At 45.4% G+C, this 13,061-nt stretch carries 14 protein-coding genes and 1 pseudogene; 11 read left to right on the top strand and 4 right to left on the bottom strand.

Annotation, left to right across the window (positions count from 1 at the left end; translation table 11 throughout):
• The first annotated feature begins 3 nt into the window (after window positions 1–3).
• The 4 genes from DCC85_RS16080 to DCC85_RS16065 all read left to right on the top strand — a co-directional run bounded on the left by DCC85_RS16080 (window position 4) and on the right by DCC85_RS16065 (window position 4,098).
• Window positions 4–1,083 (top strand): TIGR04066 family peptide maturation system protein, encoded by a 1,080-nt coding sequence (locus DCC85_RS16080; protein ID WP_159081902.1) that lies wholly within the window; start codon window positions 4–6, stop codon window positions 1,081–1,083.
• A gap of 12 nt (window positions 1,084–1,095) precedes the next feature.
• Window positions 1,096–1,353, top strand: a complete 258-nt coding sequence (locus DCC85_RS16075) for a hypothetical protein (protein WP_108466493.1) — start codon at window positions 1,096–1,098, stop codon at window positions 1,351–1,353.
• A gap of 25 nt (window positions 1,354–1,378) precedes the next feature.
• On the top strand, window positions 1,379–3,169 hold the full coding sequence (locus DCC85_RS16070; RefSeq protein ID WP_159081901.1) for an ABC transporter ATP-binding protein: 1,791 nt from the start codon (window positions 1,379–1,381) through the stop codon (window positions 3,167–3,169).
• Between the two features lie 80 nt (window positions 3,170–3,249).
• The gene (locus tag DCC85_RS16065; RefSeq protein WP_159081900.1) at window positions 3,250–4,098 is read left to right on the top strand and encodes a hypothetical protein; all 849 of its coding nucleotides are present in this window, start codon (window positions 3,250–3,252) and stop codon (window positions 4,096–4,098) included.
• Between the two features lie 39 nt (window positions 4,099–4,137).
• Here the strand turns inward: DCC85_RS16065 and DCC85_RS16060 are convergent, their stop codons facing one another.
• A complete protein-coding gene (locus tag DCC85_RS16060) occupies window positions 4,138–5,568 on the bottom strand; it encodes a S8 family serine peptidase (RefSeq protein ID WP_108466490.1) in 1,431 nt (476 codons plus the stop codon).
• A gap of 291 nt (window positions 5,569–5,859) precedes the next feature.
• On the opposite strand from DCC85_RS16060, the gene DCC85_RS16055 reads away from it, so the two are divergent.
• The 7 genes and pseudogenes from DCC85_RS16055 to DCC85_RS16025 form a co-directional block, all read left to right on the top strand.
• Window positions 5,860–6,213 carry a hypothetical protein gene (locus DCC85_RS16055; RefSeq protein WP_159081899.1) on the top strand — a complete coding sequence of 118 codons (354 nt, stop codon included), beginning with the start codon at window positions 5,860–5,862 and terminating at the stop codon, window positions 6,211–6,213.
• A 12-nt stretch (window positions 6,214–6,225) separates the two neighbouring features.
• On the top strand, window positions 6,226–6,759 hold the full coding sequence (locus DCC85_RS16050) for an MFS transporter (RefSeq protein ID WP_108466488.1): 534 nt from the start codon (window positions 6,226–6,228) through the stop codon (window positions 6,757–6,759).
• Between the two features lie 257 nt (window positions 6,760–7,016).
• Entirely contained in the window at window positions 7,017–7,715 is a 699-nt protein-coding gene (gene sigK, locus DCC85_RS16045; protein ID WP_108466487.1) for an RNA polymerase sporulation sigma factor SigK, read from the top strand.
• A 265-nt stretch (window positions 7,716–7,980) separates the two neighbouring features.
• Window positions 7,981–8,160, top strand: a complete 180-nt coding sequence (locus tag DCC85_RS16040) for a hypothetical protein (protein ID WP_108467916.1) — start codon at window positions 7,981–7,983, stop codon at window positions 8,158–8,160.
• Window positions 8,153–8,758: an ATPase gene (locus DCC85_RS16035; protein ID WP_108466486.1), complete on the top strand. Its 606-nt coding sequence runs from the start codon at window positions 8,153–8,155 to the stop codon at window positions 8,756–8,758. Before DCC85_RS16040 ends, DCC85_RS16035 begins: the two co-directional genes overlap by 8 nt.
• A gap of 204 nt (window positions 8,759–8,962) precedes the next feature.
• Complete coding sequence (locus DCC85_RS16030; protein WP_108466485.1) at window positions 8,963–9,556, top strand: class I SAM-dependent methyltransferase; 594 nt, start codon at window positions 8,963–8,965, stop codon at window positions 9,554–9,556.
• Between the two features lie 131 nt (window positions 9,557–9,687).
• Window positions 9,688–9,864 (top strand): annotated as a pseudogene (locus DCC85_RS16025) (carboxymuconolactone decarboxylase family protein); the annotation flags it as partial.
• Window positions 9,865–9,996: 132 nt separating this feature from the next.
• Here the strand turns inward: DCC85_RS16025 and sdaAA are convergent.
• From sdaAA to DCC85_RS16010, 3 genes are read right to left on the bottom strand one after another with little or no spacing between them, the layout of a single operon-like run.
• Entirely contained in the window at window positions 9,997–10,875 is an 879-nt protein-coding gene (sdaAA, locus tag DCC85_RS16020) for an L-serine ammonia-lyase, iron-sulfur-dependent, subunit alpha (protein ID WP_108466484.1), read from the bottom strand.
• Window positions 10,876–10,918: 43 nt separating this feature from the next.
• Entirely contained in the window at window positions 10,919–11,587 is a 669-nt protein-coding gene (sdaAB, locus tag DCC85_RS16015; RefSeq protein ID WP_108466483.1) for an L-serine ammonia-lyase, iron-sulfur-dependent subunit beta, read from the bottom strand.
• Complete coding sequence (locus DCC85_RS16010) at window positions 11,577–13,046, bottom strand: amidohydrolase (RefSeq protein WP_442789498.1); 1,470 nt, start codon at window positions 13,044–13,046, stop codon at window positions 11,577–11,579. The genes sdaAB and DCC85_RS16010 overlap by 11 nt, the downstream gene beginning before the upstream one ends.
• Window positions 13,047–13,061 lie beyond the last annotated feature (15 nt).

The raw sequence follows: 13,061 nt of genomic DNA, 5'->3' as shown, positions 1-13,061 counted from the left end.
AGGATGACAAACGAACGGTTGATGATTTTTCCCGTTGATGGAGAGTACTTGCCCTTCTTGAAATACTCGGACCTGCTGGAACGAAAATCGAGTGTAGCTTGCTATGCCCCCAAGGGGTGGTTCTATGTCAATAAAACGATATCTGTTTATGATAAGAGAACGCTTACAGTTAAGGATATCAGCGAATGTACTGATTTTTCAGAGTTTGACACCGTGTGGATTGTGAACTCGAATGGCGAGATTGATTTCTCCAGCACGATTTTGCCTATTATTGAACAGGCAGCTAAAGAGAAGAAAACTATCCGGATCACCCGTGCTCTAACTGCTGAGGAGTATTATGAATGCTCACAGCTATGCAAGACGTACGGAACACTTATAGAAAGTCAGGAACGGGAGCCGGCTTCACCGGATTATACGCCTACTATTCTTCGTATTCAGACCCCCATTGTATTTGTGTTCGGCATGTTCGAGCATACGGAGAAGCTCGATACGATCTTATATCTGCATCAGGGCATAGGGCAAGCCGGATATAAAGTGAAGACGATTCTAACGCGGAAGAATGAAACGGATCTTGACGAATTGATTTCGTTTCCTAATTTTATGCAGGCTAAGCAGTATTCAGTTACCGATAAAATATTCCTGTTCAACCACTTCATCCGAAGACTCGAGCTTGAGGAAAAGCCGGACATTATGATTATCGGTCTGCCCGGTGAAATGATGCCGCTCGATGAAAGGCATAACGGGAATTTTGGAGTATTCCCTTATATTATTTCTAATGCTGTTCACTGTGACTATGCTGTGATGAAGCTTTTTCATAATTTCTATGATCAATCCTTTGCAGATCAGCTACAGGAAATTGCGAAATATAAGTTTGAGATTGATATTAATGCTTTTGCAGTATCGAACAGTCTCATAGATGCGGCCAGCATTTCAACTAGTGCGCTCAGGTTCTATGTTTCTGAGAAGAGACCTGCGCAATTGCCGCGAAATTTTTACTTTGATCATACGGATAATTCCGGCAACTCTCTTTGTGAGCATCTGATTGAGACCTTACAAATGCTAGGTAACTATATAGCAATCTAATGAGGTGAGAAAATGGATAATGAACAGAAATTAGATGAGTTATTTGTTCAATTGTTTTCATATTCATTTCCGAAAGACTTCAAGGACAATTTGTTTTTTGAAGAGCCCGTTTATATGAAAGCAAGACATTTTGCAGTGTTAATTCTGGAGGTGGAAAAGGCCTTTAATATCCGATTTCCAGATGAGCTGATCGATGAAATGAAACTGGTAACGTATCATGCACTGCTCTGTGAAATTAATCGTTTAACAAGTCTGCAAGTTGTCTCATAAATCTAGTGTTCATGAGGCGATGCTTATGAAAGGAACGAAAAGCCTTGTCCGGGCTATTGTATTCTCGTTAAAGGTTTGCTGGACTGCGGCGAGGGGCTATGCAGCTTGCAATATCATCATACAGGTTATTCTTGCGCTGCTTCCTTTGGCTACTGTTGTGCTGAATAAATACTTGATCGACGCCTTGACTCGCTTGGAAGATCAAAGCTTGCACCTTATTTTCTTCCTGATGTCCTTAGGGATGGTGAGTCTAGTTACGGTGATTCTTTCCAAGGTCCATGAATACACGCAGACAATGCAAGAAAGCTTATTGCAGAATCATTTAAATGTAGAATTAATGAGCAAGAAGCTGGGAATGGATATTCAATTCTTCGATGCTCCCCAATACCAGGATACCCTTCATGCCGTGGAACGAGATGTCTATGCTCTAAATAATGTAGTCTGGAATGTGTTTCAATTTATTGGGGCCATGGTGGGCCTAGTCAGCGCTTGGGTACTTTTCTCCAAAGAAAATATATTATTTGCGATCGTGATCACCTTAACCATTCTACCTACAATAATAGCCAACCAAAAATACACCAGACTATTATATATGTGGAGTCTAGAGCAATCGCCAAGAGAAAGACAAATGGATTACATCCGGTGGATATCGGGTGAGAGAATGTTCTCCAGCGACATCAGGCTGTTCCGTTTGGGGGATATGCTGATGAAGAAATACAAGGGGATCTGGGATTTGCATTTTGCGGGAAAAAGAAAAGTGTTAAAACGAAAAACCTCGATCACCGTCATTTTAAATGTCCTGCCAGAATGTGTTTCCGTAATTATCTTAGTACTTCTTGCACAAGACATTATATTAGGAGAGCGAACGATCGGGGATTATGCCTTGTATACAGGTCTGTTAGCCCAGCTGACAGGGGGATTGTATTCAGTTATTCAGACGGGGATGTCTATTTACGGAGATAAATTAAAAATGGACACCTTGCAGCGGTTTAGCCTATACCGTAATTCGGTGTTGGACGAGGGAAAGGCAGAGTTAGTTGGCCCTGTATCGATAGAATTTCGGGACGTTAGCTTCAAATATCCAGGTACAGATCATTACATTCTGCGCAACCTTAGTTTTACAGTCCATGCAGGTGAGAAAATCTGTCTAGTAGGAACCAATGGTGCCGGGAAGAGTACCCTCATCAAGCTGTTGCTCCGCTTTTACGATGTCACGGAAGGGAGCATCCATATTAATGGTATAGCTATTCAGGAATATAATCTGGACAGCTTGCGCAGGCAGTTCAGTACTTTGTTTCAGCAATATGTAAACTACTCATTCTCCTTAAGAGAAAATGTTACAATCTCTGATTCACATAAATCTAGCAGCGATCAAGAGATTATAGATACTTTAAAACAGGCTGGAGCGAATTCTATTTTTAAGCAAGCTCCTGAAGGACTTGATTCTTATGTAACGAAATTTTTTAGTGAGCAGGGGATGGAGTTATCAGGGGGGCAGAGTCAAAAAATAGCCCTTGCCAGAGCCCTTTATCGCTCATGTTCTGTCATTATTTTTGATGAACCCTCCGCTTCGCTTGATCCGGAAGCAGAACATGCGATGTTTGAAAGTATCCGTTCTCTTTGGCTGGATAAGACAGCCCTTTATACCTCACATCGTCTATCTGCTGTTCATATGGCTGACCGGATTATTTTCTTGCAGGAAGGAAGGATTACAGAACAGGGCACGCATGAGGAGCTCATGAGATTAAGCGGAGAGTATGCCAGACTATATCATTTACAAGCTGATAAATATGACTTAACAAATTCCGTAATTTAGCCGATAAATGTAATATATGTAATTCAAGCTGCTTTTATGGTAATCGAGGGAGTAACGATTCTGTACAGGGAGGAAAAGAAGTGAATATGCAAGGAATTACCGCCTTCAATTATTCTAACTTGTTAAATCATACGAATCATCTCAACAGCAGCGTGTCTACACTTGATTTTCAAAACTTGTTGAAGGCCACGATCTTGAAAGCAGAAAGTGCAAAGAGTACAGAGAGTACAAAGAGTACAACTCCATGGGTGAGTGCAGAACAGAGCCTGAAGGAGCGGTATCCTGGCTTGAAATATCAAGTGCTGGATGCCTCTGAGTTCAAATACTGGAACCGGCTGGATTTCCCAACCTCTAAGCTTTACGGGGATAAAATTACAGACAGTACGATTAACGAACTGAAATCCTGGAGGCCCAAAGCGAGCCTAGCTACAGGATATGAGCCTTGGGTACAAAGTGATTTGGAAAGGATTCCAAATGGTCTTCATGTTGTTATGATCCATCCTAGTGTTCAAGGGAAAATGGACAGAGATCCAGAATACGCTAAAGAAATCGCCGCAAAGGTTCAAAAATATTTCGATGATGATGTTCGTCTTAATGCCGCCATTGATCCAGAGTCCGTGAAAAGTATGTCGCAGTTAGTAACGATTACAGCTGATGGTGAAATTGGATTTCACGAAACGGTGTGTGATGGACCTGCCAAGTCCAAAAAAAAGTCGGGCGAGGATACCATGAACGAAGGAGTTAAGACAAACCAAACAAACAAGAAATTAGGCTTATTAGCGACTGAATCTAATTTGGGTTCTATGGCTGCCTTATCAACACCACTAAATCAGACCCAAACAGCAGCTCTTGAATATAATTATAACTATGTATATGAGCTGTATAACTTCGGACTAAATCGTAAAACCGACAGTGGATTTATCATTTAAAAATGAGCAGCGAGGATTAAACTAATCCTCGTTGTTTTTTTATTCACAAATGACTGCACAAAGGCTGTGAAATAATTGTTCGAGGCTATGGGAATTTGTAAATATAACTTGAGCGTCGTTCCTTAATTCATTGGTTAGATAACTAGCATGAGAATCATCACAGAGGATAACATCCGGATGGAGTGTTTGAATATTCTCCATCGTCGTATGCATAAGAAGTAAATCCGCACCTAAGCACTCAGCCATATTCAAGCAGTGGTAGGAGTAAAATTCCGGATTGTCTATGTACACAGCACCAATAAGAATATCAATCGGGAATTCTGAAAAGTACAAAGCCGAGTAATGATTTTGAATAAACATTTCCTTTAGCCTGGAGCCGAGCGGATAATCTGAATGGCTAATATCCTGAAGTATGGCGATGACAGGACGTTCATTATGAATGGGTTGTCTCGTAGCATAATCATCGATTAAGGTTGGAATATAGATACGATCCTTCTGTGCTTTCCAGTCTTGAATGTGTGGTCTGTTTAGAAAGATCAGTGGAGAGGTGGCCGCTGCGATCCATTGGTCCGGGTGTAAGAGCTGGCTGGAGTGAATGGCCGCAGGTAAACTGTCTGAGCTGGAAGAAAGCAGATTCTGCAATGCTGACTCGGATTGAACAGGTACGATGTGATCTACATTCCATTGACGTAGATTGTCTAGAGGTACAGGTGCGTCACTTACGACCAGTAGCTTGACACGATGGAACCAATCTGACTGCTTATAAAGCAAAGGGTTATACGAGGAGACAACCTGTCTGCTGGTGTTATTCAGTTCTCTTTTGACTTGATCTAAAGTCAGGTTCGGATAGTTCGACAATATATTATAAACCCTTGCAGTAATTACTGGAGCAGCGTAGCTATTACAAACTGGGGTTGATCCTTGAAAGGGTGTGGGAATAAGTTCCTGTATTTTATGCTTAGCACTAGCGGAAAAATCAATGCCATGATCATTCGGTTCGCGCGCGTAGTAGTCATCAGCTTCAAGAGCACAATCACATTGAACACCAATAGCATTGGAGAAGGAGGCAGGGTAGGAGCTGGGACTACCATTTTTACAGGCAGAGACGATGATGATTCCGTGCTGATACGCGGCATTGACTGCATTTAGCAGGGGCGGATAATCATAGGCGGCTACTGTTCCTAAGCTTAAATGAATAATGGTTATATGATGCTCAATGCACCAATAGATTGCTGTTACGAGATTTGCGCAGTCCCCTTTTCTTGTTGTGCTGTCCAAGATTTTTATACTTCCTATTCTTACATCTGGAGCGTACTTCCGAACAATGGCTGCGCATATGCTTCCGTGGCTTAGAACGTCTGTGTAGCCGGTATGTGGTGCAATTCCTCCATGCTCATCGACGGCCAAGGAGAATATTAAATTATTCGGTGTGGGCGCATGAACACCGTCATCTATAATAGCGATAACCATATGAGCTCCTAGGGTATATTTGAATTTTTTAATGCCGTATGAAACAAACTATAGCATAAAAATGGGAGAATTACATATATAATCCCTTTGATTTTATGGCTTCATGAAATATATTGAAATTCTCAACTAACTCTGTTCAGGGGAAGTGTATGGGAGGCGGATTTGGAAGAAGAGATAGAAGTGTTTATACGGTAGGTGGCAGGCTCAAGCACACAAATACTTAAGATAGGCAACCAATCACATGAGGGAGGCATTCTTCGGAAGGTTTGGGCCGATCAATTTTCGCTGCTAATGACGGCAAGAGTGCTGAGCGCGATTGCAAGTATTTTTCTAGGCATCTCCATATATGGAATCATAGCTGATACGAATACGAATTACGCCCAGCAGCTGGGACGCTTCAGCAGCAACAGCAATCTTGGCGGGCTCATCGGTGTCGGATTGAGCTTTTACATCTTAAGCAATTATGAGTTGCTACCTGGCTGGAAGGTACTGTATACGGTCTGTGGAGCAGCCGCCTTACTGACCCTTTTGTACACCTTAACGATTAGAACGGCGGAGCCAAAGCGATTGGTGAAATCCCAAACACAAAGGGTTGTTTTATCCCCTGAGAAGCGCAGAATCTGGATGATGGATTTGCTGATCTAGCTTATCTCCAGCATGATCACCGTCTTATTGATCCCTTATTTGCAAGATGTATTTGATGCTGACATTGAAGAAATCGCCATTACTTTCTTGCTGCCCTTGCTGATATTCTCATTCTCGGGTACATATCTTGGCAGACTTGGCGATCGGATGGGGCACCGCAGGGCGGTCATTGTATCCGCTGTGTTGTCTGTCGTAACAATTGTCGCCGTTCTGTTGTCCTCCAAGCTCAGCATGTTCACTTTGTTTTGGACGCTCTTTAACCTCTCCTCTTCTATGCTTGCCTTTTCGCTGGATGCGATGTTTATGAAGGGTATTTCCGGGCACAGCATTGGTGATGACTACGGCAAATATTCAACAGGCGCCAATATCGGGGCTATTCTCGGAGCAGCGCTAGGAGGATTTTTGTTCGATTCCTTCGGTCATACGATCCCATATATTGTGTTTGCAGTAGGAATGGCGGTATTGATCCCCTTGCTGCTCGCCGCACTTCCCAAGATGCCCCATGTTATGAAGGAAGACAGCGTGATAAAGCCAGGCCATTTTTGAACGAAAAAATCTCCTGCACGAATGTAGAGCAATCATCGGGAACCCTGTCCTTGGTTTAGGACGGGGTTCTCTGTTTTTTTGTGTACCGGACGATAGATCAACGCCCCTAACAAGACTTATGCAATACGATACCAAAGCGATAACTTTTTGATACAGTTATTTCTTTTTCCCCCGTACAGGCACGAGTAGGCACGGGCCCACATACAATGAACAGACGTAGAGCAAAAGCCGCACGTATTCTTCAGGAGGTGTCGACATTGCCCGGACTGTTCAGCGCAATTGCCTTGTTCATCAAACAGCTTACCCTGCTTGTCTCGTATGTGAAAAATAATGCGTTTCCCCAGCCTCTAACAGAGGAGGAGGAGACGAGGCATTTACTGAGGATGGCTGAAGGAGATCCTGACAGCCGTAATATTCTGATTGAGCATAATTTGAGGCTTGTAGCCCATATCGTCAAAAAATTCGATAATACCGGAGAAGACGCCGAGGACCTCATCTCCATCGGAACGATTGGCCTGATCAAGGCCATTGAGAGCTTTCGCATGGGGAAGGGAACTAAGCTGGCTACGTTCGCAGCCCGCTGTATAGAGAATGAAATTCTCATGCACCTTCGCTCTCTGAAGAAAACCCGCAAGGACGTCTCCCTTCACGATCCGATCGGGACAGATAAAGAAGGAAATGAAATTACATTGATTGACATCCTTGGCACAGAGGCAGATGATGTCGTCGAACGTGTGCAGCTGAAGATGGAGAAGAGCAAGATTTATCAGAATCTTGATATTCTAGATGAGCGGGAGCAAGAGGTAATCAAGGGCCGGTTCGGCCTGGAGCATGGCGGGGAAGAGCGCACGCAGCGCGAGATCGCCAAGGAGCTGGGCATCAGCCGCAGCTATGTGTCGCGGATTGAGAAGAGGGCGCTCATGAAGCTGTATCATGAGTTTTATAAGAAGAAGTGAAGGAGTTTAATGGGCTGCAGATTCTGTGTTGAATATAGAAGGATTCTTGCTGATTCTACAAGAAGAAGAATAAACACTTTTCACAAAAACATGTCGGTGAGAGCATACCATAAAATTTTGTGGTCAAATTCCTGTTCTATTCTTGGGACAAGAATTTGGCCCTTTTGTCGATTGTATGAATCCTCCGGTGCACACGAATTAAGCTGATGTAAATGACGCTGTGGTATAATCGAATTATAAGTGAAAATGAGGTGTATGTATAATGATGAATAATTTTACTCAGGACCTTGCTAAATTGATTCGATTAACGGGAGAACGTGCGAAATTGGATGCTAAAGCAAATGGGACATATATTGTATATAAGACAAATGAGGGGCAAATCGTTAAAGAATATAGCACGGGTAAAATTGAGAAATTGAAGGAACGGGACTTTACTCATGAATGAGACAACTGCAACGATGTTTGTTTTTGCTGGTAATAATGGAAGCGGTAAGAGCACAATCCGTAACTTGATTGTTGACCGGATTGGGGTAAGTGTGAATATTGATCCGGACGCACTCGCCCGCAAAATTAATAACGGAAATCCTGAAATGAGTAAGGTATCTGCCGGTAAAGAAGCTATAAGAATAGCCAGAGAATGTATCCGAAATAAGTGGGATTTTACTGTGGAAACTACTCTAGCGGGCGGTAACGTTTTAAGACAGATGAAAGCTGCAAAGCAGCAAGGCTTCGAAATCATTATGTTTTATGTGGGACTAGGAGATGTTCAGCTAAATATTGAACGTGTTGCTATGCGCGTGAAGAATGGTGGTCATCATATTGACACCGAGGATATTATCAGACGAAATGTAACGAGTATGAAAAATTTGTTGTCTCACTTACACCTAATAGATCAATTGTTAGTTATTGATAATAGTAAAGCTGCTGGTGAGATTATTCTTGGATCAGATAAAAGTGGGGTGAAATATTATTTAAATGAATTACCTGAATGGGCACAAATAATTGATAAACAATTACAGATTAAATGTAAAACGCAAAGGTAAACCAATTCGAATCGGGATCGATCGTAATTGGTTTATTTTTTTGATATGGCATCGTGTCCATATTCTCAAAAAACGATAATAACGGAGAAGACGTGGAGGACCTCATTTACATCGGAGCGCACAATAGCAGATACTGGGAAGGAATATTTCGGGTCTATGTTGAATTGTTTTCTCTACATAAGATGAGATGAGGAGGTTTAGCAAGTGAATTTGGATGAAAAATTATTTAATTTCTACCTTGAACTTAAAAGTCCTGAAGCTGGTGAATGGAATTTGTCGCCGCAATGTATCCATACTGAGTTAATTACAAGGGATTATGTAAGGAAGACATTTACACTTACTGATGGAATCCAAGTTTGTAATGTTGGTATTGGAACAGGAGATTGGGATGATTATCTTGGATATTGGCTCAAAGGCAGAGGACATTTAACAAGTATTGATATCAACAATGAAATTTGTGAAATATTTGCTTATAGACAACAACGGGAAGGACATCCTAACCCTTCAAAAGTATTGTGTAAAAGTATTTTCGATTCTGACTTACCTAAAGAAAAATATGATATTGTAACCTTAATAGGGTCAGCTATCAATGAGACAGGGGATTTCAAGAGGTGTTTAGATTCATGTTTTAGCTTGCTAAAGCATGGTGGGTATCTCATGTTTATGGCAAACTTAAAATACTCTTCAATGGCAATGTTAGAAGGTTATCTTAAGCAAACCAATTATCAGTTAGAACAAAAGAATATTTATGATGCTTTTCCCGAGTACCCTTTCTTTATTTGTAAAATCAAAAAGTAAATCTAAAGCGGAAACACGTTCCCCTGCTTCAATACGTCGACTAACTTCTTTCGCTTGGGTTTTACGTCTTGCTTCCGCTTCGTTTATGACCCACTTGTAGCTGCATACCCCGCGGATAACATTTCGGAGAGGGTTGTGAACCACAACTTAATGTCCACATCAACGCTGCACTTAATGTTGGTCTTTCGCCAGTAGAGGTAGTTGATGCAATCATACACTGCATCCCTTATACGGGCTTCCCAAGAGTTCTTAATGCAATCTTTGTGGCAAAAGAGATTTTTGAAGAACGAGATTTGAAAATAGGATAGAAATTAAATCACCTTTCATCAACCACGGATGTGTATATCCAATTAATTTTATGAGAATAAGAAGAAAAATGAAGACCGCGAATAACTCCCTCGCCCTGTCGCTGGGAGCTATTCACGGTCTTTATATTTTGTTCAGGGCCGCTGCAGTAAGTCCCGGGTAATTTGCCGGCCGGTCGGTGTCTGTGCCAGACCGCCTCCGGCCGTCTCCCGCAGCGATTCCGGCATGGCTGAGCCCACCTCCAGCATCACCTGTATGACTTCATCGGACGGAATGATGCTGCGCACTCCCGCAAGCGCCATATCGGCGGCACCCAGCGCGGTGATTGCCCCAAAACCGTTGCGGACGATACATGGAATTTCCACCAGTCCGGCGACGGGATCACAGATCAGGCCCAGCGTATTCTTCAGTGCGAGGCCGACGGCATGAATAGCCTGGGCCGGAGTGCCGCCGCGGATATCGGCCAGGGCGCCTGCAGCCATGCCGATCGCCGAGCCGACCTCAGCCTGACAGCCGCCTTCGGCTCCGGAAATGAAGGAGTTGTTCGCAATCACATAACCAATCGCACCGGAAGCGAATAACCCATAGACCATCTGCTCGTCGCTCCATCCGAATCGCTCCTGGCTGCTGATGAGTACGCCGGGAATGATTCCGCAAGAGCCCGCAGTAGGTGTAGCGATGATCCGGCCCATTGAGGCATTGACCTCTGATACAGCTAGCGCGTAGGTCATGGCCAGGCTGGCATGATCGCCAAGCAGCGATTCACCGTCCGAGCGGTATCCGTGCATCCGGTGGGCATCGCCTCCAGTCAGGCCGCTTTTGGAGGTAGTATCGGTAGAGATCCCCTGCCGTACGGCATCCTTCATAATCTGATAATAGTCTGACATTTGTTTAAATATGGCTTCTCTGTCTTCGCCCGATTCCAGACATTGTTCGTCAAGCATAAGCTGTCCCAGTGAACAATCCCGGGTTTCCGCTAATTCGGCAAGCTGTTTTAATGTTCGGAAATTCATGAAGTTGCTCCTTTATCGAGATGTGATGGAAGAAGGGGCGTCGCTAGACCGATAATAATCGGATTTCCCGCACCATCGGCAGAGCAGATATGGCTTCGAGCATCTCTGGTGCCGGTATGCCGTCACACTCCAGGACCATCATCGCTTCTCCGCTTCGTGATCGGCGGTCAACCGACATATGAGCAATGTTGATACCACTTCCGCCAAGGAGGCCGGTGACGATAGCAATAACGCCGGGTTCGTCCCGATGCCTTATGGCAAGCGTGGGATAGGAAGCTGACAACTTTATGTTAAAACCGTTGATCCCTACGATCTCGACATTGCCCCCGCCGATTGAAGTGCCGGTCAGCTGCAGCGTTTGATCTCCAGCGGCGTTCGCCAAATGTAGCTTTGCCGTATTGGGATGAGGGTACAGTCCTTTGCCGGGCGAGATGGTTACAGCCATCTCTGCCGCTTCGGCATGCCTGAAGGATTCCGGCAGCCTAGGATCGTCTGGGGCCATATCGAGCAGCCCGCCTACCAGCGCTGTATCTGTGCCATGCCCTTGGTAAGTGGCCGCAAAGGAGCCGAACAACAGAATCTCGGCGCTGGCCGGACATTCGCCGAACAGCAGTCGGGCCACACGACCAATCCGTACCGCTCCGGCAGTGTGGGAGCTGGAGGGGCCTACCATGGCTGGACCGATGATGGAGAAGATGTCTTTAAAGCGCAAGAGTGTCCGCTCCTTGCTTCGGCGGATGAACGTCTGCCGGTACGAGACATTCATAAGCTTCGCCATCCAGCCGCTTCTTGAGTTCAGATTGGGCCTTCTCCACCAGATTAGGCTGCAACAGCGTCTCAATAGCTGCCGCTGCCATTGCTTTGGCCGCGAGGAGCATCCCTTTGTGGGCATACGAGGATTTGCCTTGGGCAACCGTCTGCCAGGCATGCAGCGGGGTCCCGAATGCCATTGTGGTCGTGACGCACTGAGCTGTCGGCACGTTCCAGCTAACATCAGCTACATCGGTAGAACCGCCCATGAACATCTCTTTCTCATCCGAATAGGGTGCCACAAAGTCAGGCAATGGACGTTCTGCCAGCAGCGGGGCAAGCTGTGGTCCGACTAATGCTGCGGCCTCTTGCTTGTTCTGCTGCGGCAAGGTTTCGTAAATATCTTTGGCAAATGCGTATTCTGCCGCATCATAGGCTGGTGCTCCAAGAGCCGTCAGATGCTTGTGCAGCACCCGCTCCAGTGTGCTGTTGGGAATCAGGTTGGCGCAGGCACCTTCGTAACGATAGTTCATTTGGGTGCCGGTCATCAGGGCGGCGCCTTCGGCGACCTTCACCAAGCGCTCAAACAATTCGCGCACTTGCGCCGACTTCGGTGCACGGACCAAGTAGGTCACTTCCGCATCGGCCTGCACGACATTCGGGGCAATGCCGCCCGTATTAGTGATAGCGTAATGAATGCGGGCCTGATCGATCATATGCTCACGCATATAGTTTGAACCGATATTCATCAGCTCCACAGCGTCCAGTGCGCTGCGGCCCAGATGCGGGGCTGCAGCGGCATGGGCACTGCGGCCCTTAAAGGTGAAGGTTGCGTGGATTACTGCGTTGGAGCTGCCGTGCATCACGGCATTCATCGTATACGGATGCCAGGAGAACGCGGCATCCACATCCTTGAAGTAGCCTTCCCGGGCCAGATATGCTTTGCCATAACCGCTCTCTTCGGCGGGACAGCCATAGAATCGTACTTCTCCAGCCGTCTCAGGATGCTCGGTCAAATAATCCTTAACGGCCACGGCGGCGGCAAGGGCGCCTACACCTAGCAGATTATGGCCGCAGCCGTGGCCGTTGCCGCGCGGATGAACCGGCAGGTATTCACTAAGACCCGCCTCCTGGCTCAAATCTGCCAAAGCATCGTATTCGCCGAGAAACGCCAGAACGGGACTGCCCGGAGCTGCAGCTGAGCGGTATGAGGCGATAAAGCCTGTCTCCAGACCCGCTACCCCGCGGGAAACGGTAAATCCTTCATCTTCCAGTACCTTGATCAGCAGGCCAGCTGAGCGGACTTCATCGAAACGTGTCTCCGCGAAAGACCAAATCTGGTCGCTCGCAGAGGTGTAGCGATCTTTTTTATTCTCAATCGCATCGGATACAAAACGGGTTAAATCGATAGTCATATTCATAAAGGAAGACTCCTC

The sequence above is a fragment of the Paenibacillus sp. CAA11 genome, from assembly GCF_003060825.1.
GTDB lineage: Bacteria > Bacillota > Bacilli > Paenibacillales > Paenibacillaceae > Fontibacillus.
Note: the sequence above shows the minus strand (reverse complement) of the source record. Positions and strands in the feature narration are given on the sequence as shown.

What these genes read in the sequence shown, in the direction of transcription:
- DCC85_RS16040 (WP_108467916.1), top strand. Translation starts at nt 7,981, where the DNA reads ATGAATAATTTTACTCAGGACCTTGCTAAATTGATTCGATTAACGGGA.
- DCC85_RS16070 (WP_159081901.1), top strand. Translation starts at nt 1,379, where the DNA reads ATGAAAGGAACGAAAAGCCTTGTCCGGGCTATTGTATTCTCGTTAAAG.
- DCC85_RS16055 (WP_159081899.1), top strand. Translation starts at nt 5,860, where the DNA reads ATGACGGCAAGAGTGCTGAGCGCGATTGCAAGTATTTTTCTAGGCATC.
- DCC85_RS16010 (WP_442789498.1), bottom strand. Translation starts at nt 13,046, where the DNA reads ATGAATATGACTATCGATTTAACCCGTTTTGTATCCGATGCGATTGAG.
- DCC85_RS16050 (WP_108466488.1), top strand. Translation starts at nt 6,226, where the DNA reads ATGATCACCGTCTTATTGATCCCTTATTTGCAAGATGTATTTGATGCT.
- DCC85_RS16080 (WP_159081902.1), top strand. Translation starts at nt 4, where the DNA reads ATGACAAACGAACGGTTGATGATTTTTCCCGTTGATGGAGAGTACTTG.
- DCC85_RS16035 (WP_108466486.1), top strand. Translation starts at nt 8,153, where the DNA reads ATGAATGAGACAACTGCAACGATGTTTGTTTTTGCTGGTAATAATGGA.
- DCC85_RS16060 (WP_108466490.1), bottom strand. Translation starts at nt 5,568, where the DNA reads ATGGTTATCGCTATTATAGATGACGGTGTTCATGCGCCCACACCGAAT.
- sdaAA (WP_108466484.1), bottom strand. Translation starts at nt 10,875, where the DNA reads ATGAATTTCCGAACATTAAAACAGCTTGCCGAATTAGCGGAAACCCGG.
- DCC85_RS16075 (WP_108466493.1), top strand. Translation starts at nt 1,096, where the DNA reads ATGGATAATGAACAGAAATTAGATGAGTTATTTGTTCAATTGTTTTCA.